At 62.2% G+C, this 18,912-nt stretch carries 18 protein-coding genes and 1 tRNA gene; 6 read left to right on the top strand and 13 right to left on the bottom strand.

Features of this window, described 5'->3' with window-relative positions; translation table 11 throughout:
• Positions 1-34: 34 nt before the first annotated feature.
• The gene (locus tag FJ964_RS01430) at positions 35-1,201 is read right to left on the bottom strand and encodes a D-alanyl-D-alanine carboxypeptidase family protein (protein ID WP_140548545.1); all 1,167 of its coding nucleotides are present in this window, start codon (positions 1,199-1,201) and stop codon (positions 35-37) included.
• Positions 1,202-1,284: 83 nt separating this feature from the next.
• On the bottom strand, positions 1,285-2,502 hold the full coding sequence (locus tag FJ964_RS01425; RefSeq protein WP_140548543.1) for a septal ring lytic transglycosylase RlpA family protein: 1,218 nt from the start codon (positions 2,500-2,502) through the stop codon (positions 1,285-1,287).
• Positions 2,503-2,826: 324 nt separating this feature from the next.
• Between FJ964_RS01425 and FJ964_RS01420 the strand changes: the two genes are divergently transcribed.
• Positions 2,827-2,916 (top strand) — tRNA-Ser (locus FJ964_RS01420).
• Positions 2,917-2,960: 44 nt separating this feature from the next.
• Here FJ964_RS01420 and FJ964_RS01415 read toward each other — a convergent pair.
• The 4 genes from FJ964_RS01415 to FJ964_RS01400 all read right to left on the bottom strand — a co-directional run bounded on the left by FJ964_RS01415 (position 2,961) and on the right by FJ964_RS01400 (position 6,699).
• Complete coding sequence (locus tag FJ964_RS01415; RefSeq protein WP_140548541.1) at positions 2,961-4,025, bottom strand: integrase core domain-containing protein; 1,065 nt, start codon at positions 4,023-4,025, stop codon at positions 2,961-2,963.
• An 80-nt stretch (positions 4,026-4,105) separates the two neighbouring features.
• Complete coding sequence (locus FJ964_RS01410) at positions 4,106-5,935, bottom strand: ATP-binding protein (protein WP_181172331.1); 1,830 nt, start codon at positions 5,933-5,935, stop codon at positions 4,106-4,108.
• A 13-nt stretch (positions 5,936-5,948) separates the two neighbouring features.
• Complete coding sequence (locus FJ964_RS01405) at positions 5,949-6,179, bottom strand: hypothetical protein (protein WP_140548536.1); 231 nt, start codon at positions 6,177-6,179, stop codon at positions 5,949-5,951.
• Positions 6,180-6,264: 85 nt separating this feature from the next.
• Positions 6,265-6,699 carry a hypothetical protein gene (locus FJ964_RS01400; RefSeq protein WP_140548534.1) on the bottom strand — a complete coding sequence of 145 codons (435 nt, stop codon included), beginning with the start codon at positions 6,697-6,699 and terminating at the stop codon, positions 6,265-6,267.
• 58 nt (positions 6,700-6,757) lie between these two features.
• On the opposite strand from FJ964_RS01400, the gene FJ964_RS01395 reads away from it, so the two are divergent.
• The 5 genes from FJ964_RS01395 to FJ964_RS01375 all read left to right on the top strand — a co-directional run bounded on the left by FJ964_RS01395 (position 6,758) and on the right by FJ964_RS01375 (position 11,468).
• Positions 6,758-7,456, top strand: coding sequence for a DUF2161 family putative PD-(D/E)XK-type phosphodiesterase (locus tag FJ964_RS01395; protein ID WP_140548532.1), 699 nt, complete (start codon positions 6,758-6,760; stop codon positions 7,454-7,456).
• 45 nt (positions 7,457-7,501) lie between these two features.
• Entirely contained in the window at positions 7,502-7,909 is a 408-nt protein-coding gene (locus tag FJ964_RS01390; protein WP_140548530.1) for a DUF930 domain-containing protein, read from the top strand.
• 195 nt (positions 7,910-8,104) lie between these two features.
• On the top strand, positions 8,105-8,791 hold the full coding sequence (locus FJ964_RS01385; protein WP_140498596.1) for a TerC family protein: 687 nt from the start codon (positions 8,105-8,107) through the stop codon (positions 8,789-8,791).
• Positions 8,792-8,948: 157 nt separating this feature from the next.
• Positions 8,949-10,262 (top strand): 30S ribosomal protein S12 methylthiotransferase RimO, encoded by a 1,314-nt coding sequence (gene rimO, locus FJ964_RS01380; RefSeq protein ID WP_140548528.1) that lies wholly within the window; start codon positions 8,949-8,951, stop codon positions 10,260-10,262.
• Positions 10,263-10,361: 99 nt separating this feature from the next.
• Positions 10,362-11,468, top strand: a complete 1,107-nt coding sequence (locus FJ964_RS01375) for an acyltransferase (RefSeq protein ID WP_140548526.1) — start codon at positions 10,362-10,364, stop codon at positions 11,466-11,468.
• 46 nt (positions 11,469-11,514) lie between these two features.
• Here the strand turns inward: FJ964_RS01375 and FJ964_RS01370 are convergent, their stop codons facing one another.
• The 7 genes from FJ964_RS01370 to FJ964_RS01340 form a co-directional block, all read right to left on the bottom strand.
• A complete protein-coding gene (locus FJ964_RS01370; protein ID WP_140548524.1) occupies positions 11,515-12,582 on the bottom strand; it encodes a BMP family ABC transporter substrate-binding protein in 1,068 nt (355 codons plus the stop codon).
• A gap of 51 nt (positions 12,583-12,633) precedes the next feature.
• Positions 12,634-13,554 (bottom strand): ABC transporter permease, encoded by a 921-nt coding sequence (locus FJ964_RS01365; RefSeq protein ID WP_140548522.1) that lies wholly within the window; start codon positions 13,552-13,554, stop codon positions 12,634-12,636.
• Complete coding sequence (locus tag FJ964_RS01360; protein WP_140548520.1) at positions 13,554-14,684, bottom strand: ABC transporter permease; 1,131 nt, start codon at positions 14,682-14,684, stop codon at positions 13,554-13,556. The genes FJ964_RS01365 and FJ964_RS01360 overlap by 1 nt, the downstream gene beginning before the upstream one ends.
• On the bottom strand, positions 14,681-16,258 hold the full coding sequence (locus FJ964_RS01355; protein WP_181172330.1) for an ABC transporter ATP-binding protein: 1,578 nt from the start codon (positions 16,256-16,258) through the stop codon (positions 14,681-14,683). The genes FJ964_RS01360 and FJ964_RS01355 overlap by 4 nt, the downstream gene beginning before the upstream one ends.
• Positions 16,259-16,473: 215 nt before the next feature.
• Positions 16,474-17,451, bottom strand: coding sequence for a quinone oxidoreductase (locus FJ964_RS01350; protein WP_140548516.1), 978 nt, complete (start codon positions 17,449-17,451; stop codon positions 16,474-16,476).
• Positions 17,452-17,477: 26 nt separating this feature from the next.
• Positions 17,478-18,296, bottom strand: a complete 819-nt coding sequence (gene pcsA / locus FJ964_RS01345) for a phosphatidylcholine synthase (protein ID WP_140548514.1) — start codon at positions 18,294-18,296, stop codon at positions 17,478-17,480.
• Complete coding sequence (locus FJ964_RS01340) at positions 18,293-18,907, bottom strand: DUF1326 domain-containing protein (protein ID WP_140548513.1); 615 nt, start codon at positions 18,905-18,907, stop codon at positions 18,293-18,295. The genes pcsA and FJ964_RS01340 overlap by 4 nt, the downstream gene beginning before the upstream one ends.
• Positions 18,908-18,912 lie beyond the last annotated feature (5 nt).

Below are 18,912 nucleotides of genomic sequence, written 5' to 3'. Positions count from 1 at the left end.
CGCATCGCGTGAATCCGGTTCAGCCCGACGCGCTTTAGCGCAGCCAGCCGACCGCCAGTTCCTTGACGGCGTCGAGGGCGCGTTGCGGCAGCGTGCCGACGCCGATCGATTCCGCGGCGAAAAGCGGCGTCTCTTGGCTCAGCGTGTCGCCGATCCAGACCCGCAGCGCACCTACAGGCTGCCCCTCCTCCACAGGTGCGGCAACCGGGCCGTCATAGACGATGCTCGCCCTCAACTTGTCGCGGTTGGCGACGGGCAGGAAGATGGCGATCGGCCCCTTCGCCTTCAACGTCACGCCGGCTTTAGCGCCGCCGAAAACCTGCGCTTGGCCCACCACCTCGTCCTTGGCGAAGATTTCCGTCTTCTCGAAGGAACGGGCACCCCATTCGAGCAGCTTGCGCGCCTCTTCGGCGCGTTCCTTGTCGCTGGCGAGCCCACTCATCGCCGCGATGACCCGCACGCCATTGTGGCTGACCGAGCCGACTATGCCGAAGCCGGATGCCTCACTGCTGCCGACCGCCAGGCCATCGGCGCCGATGTCCATCGCCAGCAGCGGGTTGCGGTTGCGCTGCGAAATCTTGTTCCAGGTAAAATCCTTCAGGCCGTAATAGCGATAGAGGTCCGGATAGTCGCGCCACAGATGCAAAGCCAGCATTGCCAGTTCGCGCACGCTCGTCTGCTGGCCATCCGCCGGCAGGCCGGTCGAATTGACGAAAGTCGATTTCGCGAGGCCGATCTGGCGGGCGCGTTCGGTCATCTGGGCCGCGAAATTGCCCTCGGACCCGGCCATGCCTTCGGCCAGCACGATACAGCCGTCATTGGCCGCCTGTACCGTCACGCCCTGGATCAGGTCCTCGATCCGGACCGCCGATTTGAGCTTGGCGAACATCGTCGACGTTCCGGAAGGGGCACCGCCCGTGCGCCAGGCGTTTTCACTCACCACGAATGTATCGTCGAGGGTCAGGCGTCCTGACTTGATAGCGTTGAATACCACTTCCATCGTCATCAGCTTGGCCATCGAGGCGGGCTGTATCGGCTTGTCGGCATCCTTGGAAAACAACACCGTCCCAGTGTCGGCGTCGATCATGAAGGCCTGCGCTGCCTTGGTCTCGAAAAGCTGCGCGCCGGCGGGCCCGATACAAAGCAGCAGCAGGACCAATCCCAGAACTCCGGCCAAAGGCGGAAAGACGCGCAACTGCATGAAATCTCGACCCGTTTGCCGGTTCTGGCACAGCCAAGCTATCAGGATTTTTTCCGCAGGATCAACCGTGCGGGAAAAATAGATCAGTTGCGCACGGCCAGAGCGTCCGGCGCACCATGCGACCATGCCGCCTGCAGCAGATCGTCGACGCCGCCATGGCCGTCCGGATAGAGGTTCACCGCATACCAGTCCTTGCCGTCGAATTCGGAACGCTGGATCTCGATCCTGCCGAAGGGCTCGAGCGCGGCGGCCACGCGTTTTGCCTCGGTGGCGTCATCGAAGGTGCCGGCCGCGACATAGGCGGGCGATGGCGCTTGCGGGTTGGCGTTCTTCCATGAGCGCAGGATGTCGGCGGGCGACATGCCGTCGTCGTCGAGTGCGGCAAAGACATCGGCGCGCCGCACGCGCTCGTCGGCATAGGAAAGCGAGGCCACCGAGAACGGCGATTGCGGCGGCAGGCCGATGTCCGGACGCTCCGGCACGATCGGGCCGAAGTCGGGCAGCGCCAGGTCGCCCAAGGCCGGCGATCGTGCCGGCACCTGCGCTTGCGGAGCTGTATCGGAATTCGTCAACTGGCCCGGAAACGGCACGGCGGCAGCGCCCACCGGCAGACTGGGCGACGGTCCGTTCATGGCCACCATGACGCCGGTTGGCAGGCCGTCGGACGGATCCGGTATCCTGTTGCCTGGGTGGTAGGAGGCCATCAGATACTGGTCGTCGTTTCCGTCGAGCGGTGCGCGGCCGACATACTCCACCTTCACCTCGGCCGTGCCGACATTGGCATAGTCGAGCATCTGGGCGGCGCGTTCCGAGACATCGATGATGCGGCCCTGGTGGTAGGGACCACGGTCATTGACGCGCACGATGACCGAACTGCCGGTCTTGAGATTGGTGACGCGAGCGTAGCTCGGCAGGGGCATGGTCGGGTGCGCCGCCGTCAGATGGCTCATGTCGTAGACTTCGCCGTTGGCGGTCAGCCGTCCATGAAAGGCATCGCCGTACCAGGACGCCAGGCCGACCTTGGCATAGTGCTTGTCTTCCTTCGGATAGTACCACTTGCCGCGAACCTGGTAGGGTTTGCCGAGCTGGTCGCGGCCGCCGCCGCGCCGCATGAAGGCGGCGCGAGGGCTGGCCTTCACGCCATATTCGGTTTCGGCGAAATATTCCTTGGAACGGGTCTTCTTGTGGACCATCCCTTTTGGTTCAGGCTGCGACGCGCAGGCGGCAAGCAGGACTGCCGACATGGTGAAGAGCGCGAAAGCGCAAGCACGGCGTAGACGCGGGCGCGCCGTAGTCTGCATTTCCTGATGTCCCCTACAGTCTCGACCAAAGATGCCGCGGCTTGAATGTCGCAGGAGCCAAAGCTTACCTGACCAATACCGACGACACCTTGAACCCCTGTCCTTTGTGCGCAGGAATTGTTTATCACGCTATTAATCGATTGTGGCCGGAACCGGGCAAGATTGTGACGCCACCCGGCCCGGGGTCGGGTGCCAGGAAACGTGCTGTCCGCGCATGCCGGTTGACAGGCCTTTGCCGGGCACACTAGAGCATCAGCCAGATGGCTCTCTTCGCCGCCAGGCTCGAATATATGTCGAGTGATGTTGGGCGAAGAGATGTCGCTTGGAGGGATGGCCGAGCGGTTTAAGGCACCGGTCTTGAAAACCGGCGTGGGCGCAAGTTCACCGTGGGTTCGAATCCCACTCCCTCCGCCATTTGCAAACCTGTACAACCCGGAGACATAGGTAACGTATTGTACCTAAGACATGGGTGACAATCTCGTGCCGAACGGATTGTCGATGGTCTGCAAGGTCCTCTGTTCCAGATCGATATAGCCGAGATCATAGTGCATGAAGGAGACGAGCCAAATGCCTTCGTCCACTTCCTTGATGCCGAGCTTTTGGCCTGCCAGCACATGCGAGATATTGATGCGCTTGCGATGCATGCAGATGCGACCGCAGTGGGTAACGAGAACATCGCGGTCATGGAATGGGTAGTGCACCTCGTGCAGGCCGGCATAGGTTCTTGAAGAGGGAGCATAAAGCTCCGCCGGCGCCTTCATCTCCAGCGCCTCGTGCGGCCGTTCGGTGTTGAATTCCTTGACGAAGCCGTCGAATCTCACCTGCTGTTGAAGGATGTTGGCGCCAGCCGGTCTGGTTGTCTCTGCCTTCAGCGTCCGGTGCATTCGCTCGTGGCGGCCGTTTTGCTGTGGCTTGCCGGGCTGGATGCGCTCGATGGCAATACCAAGCCTGAGCCAGAAGACAGAGAGCCTGGAGAGATTGTAGAGGCCATTGGGCGAGGCAAAAGGCAGGCCGTTGTCGGAGCGTATGGCGGTGGGCAGGCCGCGCTCCTTGAACAGTCGCGCGAAGACCTGGATGACCGGCCCTTCCTTTGTCGACTCAAGCGCTTCACAGGCGAGCAGATAGCGCGAAGCCTGGTCGGAGACGGTCAGTGGGTAACAATAACGGCCGTGGCGGTCGAGCACCGCATGCACCGTGCTCCTGGCCGGAATGCGGATATCGACATCCAGCTTGCGAACCAGCAGCTCGCGTATCTTTCTGGCACCCCAATGCGGCTTATCCTTCTTGGCCGTCACGATCATCCGCTCGATCGGGTCCGGCAGTTGGTTGGCATAACGCACCGGCCGGCGCGAGCGATCGCAAAGCGCCTCGAGCCCCTCTTGCCGGTATCGGTTGAAGATCTTGTAGCCGGTCTTGCGCGAGATGCCGAACTCCCGGCAAACATCGCTCATGCTTTCACCGTCAAGAAGACGACCGACGAAACGAACCCGCTCGTCCATCACCGAACACTCCTTCCACGGCATCAACACCTCCCGCAAAGCGAAAAGTGTTACCCATGTGTCCGGTACGTTTCGTCACCTATGTCTCGGGTCGCTCAAAAGGCCTAAGCGAATGCGGCTTCGGCATCTTCCAAGTCCTCCGGCCCTTTCGCAGCGCCGAGGCGGCTGCTGATGCTTCTATATGCCGTGCTTACGGCATCGCGCCATCCATCGGCCGCCAGGCTCAAGCTCTCAGGTTCAAGCGCCTTCTTTACGTCGTCGGAAGTCCACTCACGGATCAACTGCTTGGCTTGAGCATAGATGACGGCATAGCCGACCCGGCCCATGACCAGCCGTTCCGACCATTGCCGTGCCAATTCCCTAACGATCTCGGGTTCTTCATACGTCGCATAGCGCAACCCGAGGTGCTCCTGCGCTGAGCTAACTGCCGAGTAGGTGAGGTTGACGAACAGCTGATTCGTCTCGCGTACATAGCGGGCCGCCTTTCCCGTGATGCCCTTTTCCGCCACGTCCTCCTCGTCTCGCAAAGGAATGATCTCCGGAGCCTGTTCCAAATTCTTGGAGATGTTGGCTCGCTTCGCGCCACCCGGATTAAAGATGAGATCGGTAGGACTGACCGGCGTCTTGTCGCCGTCGCCGCGAGAACCCTCCTTGTGCTCGCGGCGCGCTCCCCTCGCCCCGCCGTCCTCAACAAGGTGTAGGCCTTCAACTGCTTCGCGCGGACTCTTTGTCTGAATGCGAAGCTCGTTGAGCAGGTCTTGAAGCTCCTTCCGCAGGTCATCGGTTGATGCGGATGCCTTCGGCGCAAGCGAGTTGATAATCTCAATCACCCACTCGGGGCGGTTGCGGAAAACGAGTTCGGCAAAATCTTCGACCATGACCTGTCGCTGGTCAGCGCCTGTAAGTTGGACGAAGCGGCGGTACGGCTCGTGGCGGACCCGAAAATTGTCCGGCAACTCCACGTGCACGGAGATGTGCCGCGCACCGAAGGGGATGCCGAATGCAGGCGCATCGGCCGCCCACTTCCGAGCTTTCCGCACGTCGAACATTTCGCCACGGAACACGATGGCGGCAGTGCTAACTGACGAGGTCAGCGACCCGGAGATCGACTTATTGTGTCCGCCCTCTTGGTACGGAGGATCGTAATAGAAGTGTATCCGCACGCCTTCTCCAACATCGACCGCTTCGACGCGTCCGAATGCGTCGGCGCGTTGCGGGATCGGCTTGAACTGCCTGCGCCCGTCGCGCGGATGCGTCCCCTCATGCAGGAATACCTCCACGCCCCCCGGGAGTGAGTAGAACCTGTGGTAGAGGTAGGTCGTGATCCACTGGCGGTCCTGTTTTGGGTCGCCGTCATACGGGTCAGCAACGGTGTCCTGATCAGGGCGGTTGCCGAAGAGGACCACCTCGGTCCAATCCTCGTCGAACCGATATTCCCCTTCCTGACGCACCTGCTCCGTTACGTCCACGACCTCCTCAAAGGAGTCGTCAACTGGAACCCAAATCTTGCCATAAATGCCCTCGCGCTTGCCGAGGATAACTTGACTGACCAAACCGTCCCGGCAAGATCGGTAGCGCATCCCGAGGGTGTTGGAAGGAAGCGATGCCACCTTCGCGCCCATTCCAAAGTTCCCTTCCAGAGCCATATCCTTGCCGAGCGACGCGGCCAGATCGCAAATGTGGTCAAGCTCCGTGCTGGTCATGCCCGGACCGGTGTTCCAAATCGTCAGCTTCCGGGTATCACCGCATTCGGCCACCGTTTTCCCTTTGATCTCAATCATGCGCCGTCCGACCGGACCCTTCGCCGCTGCCTCGATCGCATTCATCACGAGTTCGCGCAGCATCATCGTTTTCGGGCACTGCTCGATCTGGCGGGAAACCGTGAAGTCGATGTCTCTGATTGTGATCGGGGTGATTTGCTTGATATGATTCACAATTGATCCCCGCTTAGAGCTTGAACTCGCCGCCGCGGCGGCCCGGTGTCTTTCCGAAGCGGGATTCCACCTCGGACACGGCATCACGCAGCGCTTTGACGATCTTCCGAACCTCGGCTTCCTCGTAGACGTAGGTCTGCCGGTTCGAAAGGTTCCCAATTAGCCGCACAGTCTCAAGCGCCTTGTTAGTGCGCTTCTCCGCCAGTTCTCGGAACTTTGCGTGCTTCTTTTCGTCAGCGCTCATGTGCGAGTCATCCAAATATGTTGTGTGTACGGTCATCTGGATGACATAAAAATCGTCTGCACGCCAACACATTCTGAATATATTTTCATAATATATGCGACCAGTGAGTTCGGGAACGCGCTTTTGATGGGCTTACTTGCAGCACGAGGTCCGGCAGGAAGCGCTTAGAATCCATGGCTTGTGGGGTTTGTCGGTGGTGACAGCGCCGCATCCGACGGAACGAGGCACTGACAGCGTCAGAGCGGAAGCAGATAACGGCTGTCCCGGCGTCCCACACCTTGCTGACGCCGACGTCCGCGTTCGGCCGGTCGACGATTGCGGGCCGGCCAGAGAGATCGACCAGAAAGCGGCCGCCTTCCTCGATCAGCCGGTTGCCCTTGCGGCCGATGACGCTGACCGGCGAGAAGCGCAGCTTGCCGATCTGGGCGATGGTCGCGACATCGCGCTCGCGCAGGCTGAGATTGCTCAAAAGACGGTGTTCATTTCCCGCGCGGGCAGCGGCCGATGTCGCTTCCTTCATGACGTGGTGAGGGTCACTCCCGAGGCTTTTCGCGCCGAATCGGCTAAGCCTTGAAACCATGAACGAAACCTCACTCTACGCGCCGGTGAAGCGGTTTCTCGAAAGCCTGGACTTTGCCGTGAAGGGCGAGATCGGCGGCTGCGACATCGTCGCGCTGCGCGAGGGGGAGCCGCTCGTCGTCGTCATCTGCGAGTTGAAGCTGGCGTTCAATCTCGAACTGGTGCTGCAAGGCGTCGATCGCGCAACCGCCTGCGACGAGGTGTGGCTGGCCGCGCGCATGTCGGCCCGGGGCAAAGGACGCGAGAGCGACGCGCGGTTCCGCAATCTTTGCCGCCGGCTTGGTTTCGGCCTGCTCGGCGTGACGGCGAACGACCGGGTCGAGGTGCTTCTGAGCCCGGTCACCGTCGCGCCGCGCAAGAACCCACGGCGCCGCTCGCGGCTGGTCGACGAACATCGCCGGCGCCGGGGCGATCCCGTCGCGGGCGGGGGATCGCGCAATCCCATCATGACAGCGTACCGCCAAAGCGCCCTCGCCTGCGCCGCGGCATTGGCCGACGGGCCCAAGCGCCCGCGCGATCTCAAGGCGCTGACGCCGCTTGCGCCGAAAATCCTGCTGCACAATGTCTATGGCTGGTTCGCGCGCGTCGACCGCGGCGTCTACGATCTGACCGACGCCGGCCGTGCCTCGCTAGTGCGTTGGCCGCAGCCATCGCACGATGAATCCCGACACGGGATTTTGAACGCGCCGAGTGCCTGAGCGCGGGACAACGCCCGGCCCTTTGGTTGATTTTTCAGACAAAATATGCTGCTTGTCCCGCCCATGAAGACACTCTGCACGATGGTCATGGCGTTCTTGACCCTGGCTTTTCCGGCCAACGCCATGGACAGCGCCTTGCGCGCCGGCCTCCTGAAACTCGACCCGCAAACCCGCCTCGAACAGCGCTGTGATGCTGAAGTCCTCGACCGCATCACCCATGACGACCGCAAGTACAAGGCGGATCGGGTGGTCGCTTACGCCTTTGCCACGCCCGTCATGAGCGACGACGCCATCAAGAGCCCGGGAGCTGCCTTCCGCAGCAAGGGGCAATGGTACCGGCTGAAATTCAAGTGTGAGACGGCGCCGGACCATATGGAGGTTTTACAGCTCCGCTACCGCATCGGCGACGAGATTCCGGAGACCGACTGGGCAAAATACAATCTCTACGATTAGGCTCTACGGCTAGGTTTTCACTGCCGTTTCGGCTCGCCTGCCGCGATTGTCGAATCCCCTCAGTAGCGCCGCTGCAACGAAAGCGGTTTTGCGCGTTGCCCGAAGCGATGTCTTGACGGCAAGGGACCATGCCTTTAGGGCGGGCTGGGCGATCGACAACAAACACTCGGCGAACAGGCAAGGGCTTCCAGGTCGATGGAAATATTTACTGCCGCAGGCTTATCGGCCCTTTTTCAGGTAATCGCGATCGATCTTGCGCTGGCTGGGGACAACGCCATCGTCATCGGCCTTGCGGCGGCCGGCTTGCCGGCCAGTCAGCGCAAACGGGCCATTCTGGTCGGCATCATCGCGGCCACCGTCCTTCGCATTTTCTTCGCCCTGATCACACAATGGCTGCTGACAATTGGCCCCATGCTGCTCATCGCCGGCGGCCTGCTGCTGCTTTGGGTGTGCTGGAAAATGTGGCGGGAGCTGGGTGTCAGCCACGAGCAGGAGCGCGACGCGACCGAAGCGCTGTCGAATGGCGATTTCGACAAGGATGGGACCATCGCCGGCAAGTCGCCGCGCAAGACCTTCTCGCAGGCCGCCTGGCAGATCGTCATTGCCGACGTCTCGATGTCGCTCGACAATGTCCTGGCCGTGGCGGGAGCGGCCATGAACCATCCGACGGTGCTGATCATCGGTCTCGCTCTGTCGATTGCGCTGATGGGCTTCGCCGCGTCCTTCGTCGCGCGCCTGCTGCACAAATACCGCTGGATCGCCTATATCGGCCTGCTGATCATCCTTTACGTCGCCGTGAAGATGCTTCTCGACGGCGCCGTGCAGCAGTTTCCCGACCAATTCGCTTTCCTGGCGCCATGGTTCGGGTCGAGCGGCCACTGAGCTGGAACCTTGCGCCCGCCGCCCTGTTTGCCTGATCGGGCAAGCCGTGCTATTGCGCCGCCCGAATTGAGCTCCTGCCAGAGCCGTGCAAACCGTTATATGCCGAGACTTCGAGCCGGATCAGCGTTTCCGGTTCACCTCCATTGGAAACTTGCCCATGTCCGCCCCGCGCGTCAGCTTCGTCAGTCTCGGATGCCCCAAGGCGCTGGTGGATTCCGAACGCATCATCACGCGCCTGCGCGCCGAGGGCTATGAGATCGCGCGCAAGCATGACGGTGCCGACCTCGTCGTGGTCAACACCTGCGGCTTCCTCGATTCCGCCCGCGATGAATCGCTGAATGCCATCGGTTCCGCGCTTTCGGAGAACGGCAGGGTCATCGTCACCGGTTGCCTGGGCGCCGAGCCCGACGTCATTCGCGAGAAGCACCCCAACGTTCTCGCCATCACTGGTCCGCAGGCCTATGAGAGCGTCATGGCCGCCGTGCACGAGGCGGCGCCGCCCAGCCATGATCCCTATATCGATCTGTTGCCGCCCCAGGGCGTCAAGCTGACGCCGCGCCACTACGCCTACTTGAAGATTTCGGAAGGCTGCAACAACCGCTGCACCTTCTGCATCATCCCGGCCCTGCGCGGCGACCTTGTCTCGCGGCCGGCGGCCGATGTGCTGCGTGAAGCCGAGAAACTGGCCAAGGCCGGCGTCAAGGAGCTCCTCGTCATCTCGCAGGACACCAGCGCCTACGGCATCGACATCAAATATCGGACCAGCATGTTCGGCGACCGTGAAGTACGGGCGAAATTCCTCGATCTGTCCGAGGAACTGGGCAAGCTCGGCATCTGGGTGCGCATGCACTATGTCTACCCCTACCCGCACGTGGCCGACGTCATCCCGCTGATGGCCGAGGGAAAGATCCTTCCCTATCTCGACATCCCCTTCCAGCATGCTTCGCCGCAGGTATTGAAGAACATGCGCCGGCCGGCACATGGCGAAAAGACGCTGGAGCGCATTCGCGGCTGGCGCGATGTGTGTCCCGACCTCGCCATTCGCTCGACCTTCATCGTCGGATTTCCCGGCGAGACCGACGAGGATTTCGAGATGCTGCTCGACTGGCTGGATGAGGCGAAGATCGATCGCGCCGGCTGCTTCAAATACGAACCTGTACGAGGCGCGCGCTCCAACGAACTCGGCCTTGAGCAGGTGCCGCAGGAGATCAAGGAGGCGCGCTGGCATCGCTTCATGCAGCGCCAGCAGAAGATCTCGGCGACGCAATTGGCCAAAAAGGTCGGCAAGCGCCTGCCGGTGCTGATCGACGAAGCGCACGGCACATCGGCCAAGGGCCGCACCAAATACGATGCGCCGGAGATCGACGGCTCCGTCCACATCCAGTCGCGCCGCCCGCTGCGCGCCGGCGACATTGTCACCGTCAAGGTCGATCGCGCCGACGCCTATGATCTCTACGGTTCGGCCGTCTGAGGACTGCGATTTACCACATTTCGCGATAGTTCCGGCCATTTACCCTGTTTGGCCGCCGCCTGCTTTATGGTTTCCGGACCGTAAACGCAGGGACTTAGGATGGACCCCAGACCTGCCCGCCAGGACTATATCGCGACGCTGGACCTGTTGAGGATGGCGGCGGCGCTGGCCGTCGTGCTGTTTCACTATTTCTTCCGCGGCGCGGCCGCCGACGGCTTTCTCACGGACGGCTATCCTCATGCCGCGCCGCTCGCTCTGTACGGCTATCTCGGCGTCAATCTGTTCTTTCTGATCAGCGGCTTCGTCATCGCATGGTCGGCGGAAGGCCACGGCTGGGAAAGATTCGCCGTCGCGCGTTTCGCGCGTCTGTATCCGGGCTTTCTGCTCTGCATGACGATAAGCTTCGCGGTTATCGCCTTTTTCGGCACGCCGCTGCTCCCAGTCTCCTTCAGCCAGTATCTCGCCAATCTCGCAATGTTCGCGCCGGCCTTCGGACAGCCTTTCATGGACGGCGTCTACTGGTCGGTCGCGCTTGAAGTGGTTTTCTACGGATGGGTGACGCTGGCCCTCGTTGCCGGCGTTTTCCAGCGATGGAAATTGGGGCTGATCCTCGGCTGGCTGGCGATCGCGGCCGTCAACGAACTCTTCCTCGGCAGCGGCGCGGCGCGGCTTCTGTTTGTCACCGAGTTCGGACCGTTCTTCGCCGCCGGCATGCTGGTCCATCATCTCCATGCGCATGGTCGCTCAATGCCGGCCTTGCTGTTGCTGGCGGCCGCCTTCGTGCTCTCCAGCTATACGCTGTCTGTGACGCAACAGTGGATGATCGGGCATTACGGCATCGCGGTCTCGTCCGCCCATCTCGTGGCCGCCAACGTGGTGATGCACGCGGCGCTGACCGGCGCTGTCCTGCTGCGCGAACGGATCAGACCGTCGCCGCTCACGCTGGCACTGGGCGGGCTGACTTATCCGCTTTACCTCCTTCACCAGAATGCCGGCTATCTCTTCATCAACGCTTTGACGCCGCTGGCCGGCAAATGGGTTGCAGCGTGGACCTGTGTGGCGCTCATGGTTTTGGTGGCGTGGGCGATCTGGCGCTATTTCGAGCGGCCGGTGCAGCGTTGGCTCAGGATCCGGCTCAGCCTCGTGGTGGACGCCGGCCTGGTGCGGTTTCGCCATGTCTCTTCGGCGGCGCAAGCCGCCGAATGAAAAAGGGCGCCTCGCGGCGCCCTTCCCTGTCGAACGTACGCAGAGCCTATTGCGGCAACTTGTCGTCGACGCCCTTGACGTAGAAATTCATGCCGAGCAGCGTGCCGTCATCGGCGACCTCGCCGTCCTTCAGCCATGGCGAGCCGTCCTGCTTGGCGATCGGTCCGGTGAAGGGGTTCCAGCCGCCGGCGATCTTCTTCTCGGTCGCCTCGGCCATCGCCTTCACGTCGTCGGGCATGTTGGTGTAGGGCGCGAGTTTCACCGCGCCGTCCTTGATGCCGAGCCAGACATTGTCCGGCTTCCAGGTGCCGTCGATGGCCGCCTGGACGCGGCTGATATAATAGGGCCCCCATTCGTCTGTCAGCGAGGTCAGCTGCGCGTGCGGCGCGAACTTGATCATGTCGGAGGACTGGCCGAAGCCGTGCAGCTTGCGCTCCTCGGCCACTTGCAGTGCCGCGGTCGAATCCGTGTGCTGGACGATGATGTCGGCTCCCTGGTCGAACAGGGCCTTGGCCGCGTCGGCTTCCTTGCCCGGATCGAACCAGGAATTCACCCAGACGATCTTGGCCTTGAAATTCGGATTGATCGACTGCGCGCCGAGCATGAAGGAGTTGATGCCCATCACCACTTCCGGGATCGGGAAGGAGACGATGTAGCCGGCGACGCCGGACTTCGATTCCTTGGCCGCGATCTGGCCGAGCACATAGCGGCCTTCATAGAAGCGCGCATTGTAGATGCCGAGATTGTCCGCCGTCTTGTAGCCGGTGGCGTGCTCGAACATCACCTTGGGGAACTTCTTGGCGACCTTCACTTCGGCGTCCATGAAGCCGAAGGACGTGCCGAAGATGATCTTGCAGCCCTCGCGCGCCAGACGCTCGAAAGCGCGGTCGGCATCGGGGCCTTCGGAGACGTTCTCCAGATAGGCGGTCTCGACCTTGTCGCCGAGCGCCTTTTCGACTTCGAGGCGGCCCTGGTCGTGCTGGTAGGAATAGCCGAAGTCGCCGATCGGGCCTGTATAGACCCAGCATGCCTTCAGCTTGTCGGCGGCCTCCGCGGACGCGGCCAGCGAAAATGCCGCTGTCGTCGTCATCAGGGCAATAAGCAGTTTTTTCATCGTGTTACCTCTCTGAGTTAAGCCTTGGAGCTTCCCGTCTTGTTATTGTTGTCAACGATCCGGAACGAATGGCTGCCCCAAGGAAGCCGGTGTGTTCATCATCGTCAGACGCTTGTTGCGCGAGATTAGAACGAGAACCACGACCGTCGCCAGATAGGGCAACGAAGAAAGCAGTTGCGAAGGCACTGGAATGCCAAAAGCCTGTGCATGAAGCTGACCGATCCACACCGCGCCGAAGATATAGGCGCCCGCCAGCACCCGCCACGGCCGCCAGGACGCGAACACCACCAGCGCAAGCGCGATCCAGCCGCGGCCCGCGCTCATGTTCTCGACCCACTGTGGCGTGTAGACCAGCGAGAGATGGCCGCCGGCAAGACCGGCGCAGGCGCCGCCGAAGATCACCGAGAGATAACGGTAGCGGATGACCTTGATGCCGAGCGCATGCGCCGAGGCGTGACTGTCGCCGATCGAGCGTAGTGTCAGCCCGGTGCGCGTCCTGAACAGGAACCACATCACGGCGGCCGTCAGTGCGATGGAAATGTAGAAGACCGGATCCTGGCCGAACAGCAGCCGGCCCACGACGGGAATGTCGCTGAGGCCGGGTATATACAGGTTCGGCAGCCTGACGCCGGGCTGGCCGACGAAACTGGTTCCCATCATGCCGGAGAGGCCGAGGCCGAGCAGCGTCAGCGACAGGCCGGTCGCCACCTGGTTGGTGGCCAGCGACAGCGTCATGACGGCAAACAGCAGCGAGAACAGCGCGCCCATGGCGATGGCCGCCAAGAGCCCGATCCAGGGCGAGCCGGTCAGATAGCCTGCGCCGAAACCGCCGACCGCGCCCATGATCATCATGCCTTCGACGCCAAGGTTGAGCACCCCGGAGCGCTCGACCACCAGTTCCCCGATCGCGGCAATGAGCAGCGGCGTCGCCGCCGTGGCGATGGTCAGGAGGATGTTGACGGTGATGTCCATCAGCGGGCTTCCTTCAACTTTGGCGCGGCCTCGAGCTTCGCGGCACTCTCCGATTTGGTCAGCGCCAGACCGATCAGCCGGATGCGGTAATGGATGAGCGTGTCGCATCCGAGCACGAAGAACAGCAGCATGCCCTGGAACACGCGCGCCACCTTGTCGGAGATGCCGAGCGCGCTTTGCACCGCCTCGCCGCCGAGATAGGTCAAGGCCAGCACCAGGCCCGCCGCGACGATGCCGAGCGGATTGAGGCGGCCAAGGAACGCCACGATGATGGCGGTGAAACCGTAGCCGGGCGAAATGACGGGCTGAAGTTGCCCGATGGCGCCGGAAACTTCCGATATGCCGGCAAGCCCGGCCAGCGCGCCCGACAACAGGAAGGCGAAGAAGACCATGCGGTTGAGGCCGAAGCCGGCGAAGCGCCCTGCCCGCGGACTGGAGCCGAGCACGCGGACCTCGAAACCCTTGAGCATTCGGCTCATCATCAGCCACACCAGCACCGCCGCGACCAGCGCGAACACGAAACCCCAATTGGCGCGGCCGGCATCGGGCATCAGCTCCGGCAGGATGGCCGAGTCGCCGAACTGGATGGTCTGCGGGAAGCCATGGCCCTGCGGGTCGCGCCACGGTCCGCGCACCAGCCAGTCGAGGAAGAGCTGTGCCACATAGACCAGCATCAGGCTCGTCAGGATCTCGTTGGTGCTGAAGCGGGTTTTCAGAAATGCGGGGATAGCCGCGTAGGCGGCACCGCCGACCATGCCCAGCAGAAGCATCAACGGCAGCACCAATGGGCCCTCGAACCCAGGAAACAGCACCGGAACGGCCGAGCCGAAGATGGCGCCGAAGATGAACTGGCCTTCGGCGCCGATGTTCCAGATGTTGGCCTTGTAGCAGACCGACAGGCCGACCGCGATCAGGATCAGCGGCGCCGCCTTGATCGCCAGCTCGTGCAGTTGCCAGACCTGGCTGATCGGTTCGATGAAATAGATGTTGAACGCGCTGAACGGATTGACCCCGAGCAGCGCGAACATGATACCGCCCGCGATGATCGTCAGCGCGAAGGCGATGAATGGCGACAGCATCGAAAACAGCGCCGAGCGCTGCGGCCGTTTGACGAGTTCGAGGCGCATCATGCCGTCTCCAGCGTGTGTTCGGCGTGGCCTGGTTCGGCGCCGCCCATCAGCAGGCCGATCTTTTCGAAGGTCGCTTCGGCGATCGGCAGCGGCCTGGACAGTTCGCCATTGTGCATCACCGCGATCGCATCCGATATCTCGAACAGCTCGTCGAGATCCTGGCTGATGACCAGCACCGCCGAGCCGCTGCGGGACAGTTCGATCAGTGCCTGGCGGATATGGGCGGCGGCGCCTGCATCGACACCCCATGTCGGCTGGTTGACCACCATGACGTCAGGCCTGCGGTCGAGTTCGCGGCCGACGATGAATTTCTGCAGATTGCCGCCGGACAGCGCTGCCGCCTCCGGATCGGGCGCGCTCTTGCGCACGTCCATCGTCTCGATGATGCGCTGCGCGGCGGCGTAGACGGTGCCGCTCTTGACCATTCCGCCCGTGCCGACAAAGGTCCTGCCGTCGGTGGCATGGCGCGACAGGAGCAGGTTTTCCGAGAGTCTCATGCGCGGCGCGGCACCATGGCCGAGGCGCTCTTCCGGCACGAAGGCGGCGCCCAGCAGCCGGCGCCCGGTGATGCTGAGGCTGCCTGCATCCTTGCCGCGGATGCGCACCGAGGCAGCATCCGGCTGCAGGACTTCGCCGGAAACGGATTCGAAGAACTCGCCCTGGCCGTTGCCGGCGACGCCGGCGATGCCGATCACCTCGCCGGCGCGGACGGCGAGGTTGATGTTCTTCAGCGGGATCGAAAACGGCGTCGCCGGCTTGCGGCTGAGGCTGCGGATTTCGAGCAGGGACTGCGCTGTTTCGATGCCCGCGACCGGCGCCCGCACCACAGCCTGCACTTCGTTGCCGACCATCATGCGGGCCAGCGACGAGGCTGTTTCCTCGCGCGGATTGCAGTGGCCCACCACCTTGCCGTGCCGCAGCACGGTGGCGCGGTCGCAGATGCGTTTGACCTCCTCCAGCCGGTGCGAGATGTACAGGATCGATTTGCCTTCCGAGCGCAGACGTTCGAGCGTCTCGAACAGCTTGTCGGCCTCCTGCGGCGTCAGTACCGAAGTCGGCTCGTCGAGGATGATGAGTTGCGGCGTCTGCAAAAGGCAGCGGATGATCTCGATGCGCTGGCGCTCGCCCACCGACAGGTCGCCGACCAGCGATTCAGGATCGAGCGGCAGGCCGTAGCTGTAGGAAAGCGCCCTCGCCTTGGCCGCGATGCTGCTGATCGGCGAACCGTCATCCAGGGAAAGCGCGATGTTCTCGGCCGCCGTCAGTGCCTCAAACAGCGAAAAGTGCTGGAACACCATGCCGATGCCGAGCTTTTTCGCGACGCCCGGGCTGGTAATTCGGACGGCCTGGCCATTCCAGAAGATCTCGCCGGAATTGGGTTCCAGCGAGCCGAACAGCATCTTGACCAGCGTCGATTTGCCCGCGCCGTTCTCGCCGAGCAGCGCGTGGATCTCACCCTTGGCGATGTCGAGGTCGACATGATCGCACGCCGTCAGCGTGCCGAAAATCTTGGTAAGGCCGCGAACCTCAAGCAGATTCGCTCCGTTATGATTTGCACTCACAGTGCCTCCCATCCGGGTTCCCGGATATGTTCTGTGTTCCCGCAAGCATCGTATGCGCGGCCAGCTCCCATGCGAAAGCAGCACTCGACTTGAAAGAGCTTCAAGAATTTCAGCGGAAACTCAAGGGTAAAGATCAGCCTTCTTCATGCAACCATGCAGCGGGCCGGCTTTTCGCGCAAACCGTGCCCGCACCTGCGGCAGAGAGCTGAAAACCAGGGCAGTTCCCGTCAGGGAACCAGTATGGTCGTGCCCGTGGTCCGGCGGCCTTCAAGATCCGCGTGAGCTTTGCCCGCGTCCTTGAGTGCATAACGCTGGTTGATCTTGATCTCGACGGCGCCGCTAAGCACGACATTGAACAGGGCCGCGGCCGAGGCGTCCAGATCCTCGCGTTTTGCGTTGTAGACGAACAATGTCGGCCTTGTGGCGAACAAGGACCCTTTCTGCGCCAGCAGCGACATCGAGAATGGCGGGATCGGACCCGAGGACTGGCCGAAGCTGACGAACATGCCGAGCGGCTTCAGGCAGTCGAGCGAGGCCGGGAATGTGTCGTTGCCGACGGAATCGTAGACGACGTCGCATTTCCTGCCGCCGGTGATGGCCGCGACGCCGGCGACGAAATCCTGCTCCTTGTAGTTGATGACATGGTCGAAGCCGTGTGCCTTGGCGAGCTCGATCTTGTCGGTCGAGCTTGCCGTGCCGATAACGGTCGCGCCCAGATGCTTCGCCCATTGGCCGAGAATGAGCCCGACGCCGCCGGCTGCCGCATGGAACAGGATGGTGTCGCCTGCCTTGACCTTGAAGGTCCTGCGCAAGAGATATTCGGCGGTCATGCCTTTCAGCATCATCGCTGCCGCCTGCTCGTCGCTGATGCCCTCCGGCACCTTGACGACCTTGCTGGCATCGATGACGCGCTCCTGCGCATAAGCGCCTGTGGTGACGGCATAGGCGATCCGGTCGCCCGGCTTCAGCCAGTCGACGCCCTCGCCCACTGCCAGCACCAAACCGGCGGCTTCGCTGCCGGGGATGAGCGGAAACCCGCCGGGCGGCGGATAGAGACCGGAGCGATGATAGACGTCGATGAAATTGAGACCGATTGCCGTGTGCCTGACCAGGATCTGCCCCGATCCCGGTTGCCCGGGATCGGTGTCCTCATAGGCCAGGACTTCCGGACCGCCATGGGCGTGGATGCGGATTGCTTTGGGCATGGTAGGCTTCCTTGAGAAATGGCCGATCAGGCTTTCTTGGCACCGAGATTTGGAAAGAACTGCATGATGCCGCCGATACAGGCGAGATAGAGCCCCGTAACGGTAATGCCAATCTTTATGAAGGTGCTGACCTGCGCGCCCAGCACGCCGATCTGGTCATAAAAGGCCGCGAGAGCCGCCTGCGCCAGCGCCAGCGCGCCGAAAGCGCACCACAGAAGCGTCATTGCGAGATTGATGGGCCGCAGCCGCACCACCCGCACCGGATGAATGAAATTGATCGGCACGAACGTCAAAATGCCGGCCACAACCACCACCGCGAACGAGACCCATTGCCCCGGCTCGATGACAAACAGCGTGAACACCACCATGTTCCAGACGACCGGAAATCCCTTGAAGAAATTCTCCTTCGTCTTCATGCCGGTGTCCGCATAGTAGATCGCGCTGGACACCACGATGATGGCCGCCGACAGGAACGACAGGCCCTCGCCCATGAAGCCGCGCTGATAGAGCGCGAAGGCCGGGATCAGAACATAGGTGACATAATCGATGATATTGTCGAGGAGCTCCCCCGACCATGTCGGGAGGATATCCTTGACATCGAGCTTACGCGCGATCGGCCCGTCTATGCCGTCGACGAACAGCGCCAGCCCCAGCCACCAGAACATGGCCGTCCAGCGTTCCTCGCTCGCCGCCACCAGCGACAGGAAGGCGAGGAACGAGCCCGACGCGGTCAGCAGATGGACGGAGAAGGCCCTCGCCTGCGGCCAGGTGACTTTCTTCTTCGGCCGCGGAATCCGGTCGGCGATTTTCTTGGCGGCTTTCCTGGCCGTTGTGTTCTTGCTCACGGACCCTGCCAGTCCAGCTTGCAGATTTCGGCTGAACGGCCGCCGAAATTCCAGTTGCGGCCAAAGGCTCGCATCTTGCTCTTGTCGGACTTGGCCACGATGATCTCCGGCGCGATCCAGTATTCCGAATTGCTGATCACCGTGTCCTTGTCGCGGTCCTTGCCGACAATTGGCGTGACCGCCCCGTCGATGATCTTCGGTATCTGGAAGATACGCGTCTTGTCGCGTGTCTCATAGGTGATCGGCACTTGTTCGACGCCGAGAAATTTGCCGACGAGGATCGAAAGCAGCGAGGTGGTCCCGCCCGCCTTGCCGGTGAAGATCTTCGTCAACGCCTTTACCGCGTAGATCGAGGCCCTGATGTCGATGAACAGGCCGGCGGTCCAGTTGCCGCGGCTCATGTAGCCGGGGATTTCCATGATCAGCCCGAGATTGAGGCCTGACAGGTCGACCTCTCCGAAATGACCGGCATCGATACGGAAACCCGCCCAGGTCTGGCAGTAGCCTTCGGTCGGAGGATGGCTGCCCAGCGACAGCACGCAAGGGCAAAAAACCGTGCAATTGCAGGAGAGTACGAGCTCCCCTTTCATTGCCCAGCTCGGATCCGTCATCGAGT

Origin of the sequence: Mesorhizobium sp. B2-3-2 (assembly GCF_006442295.1) — a bacterium.
Classification (GTDB): domain Bacteria; phylum Pseudomonadota; class Alphaproteobacteria; order Rhizobiales; family Rhizobiaceae; genus Mesorhizobium.
The sequence above is the reverse complement of the archived record's forward strand: the minus strand, read 5'-3'. Positions and strand labels throughout refer to the sequence as shown.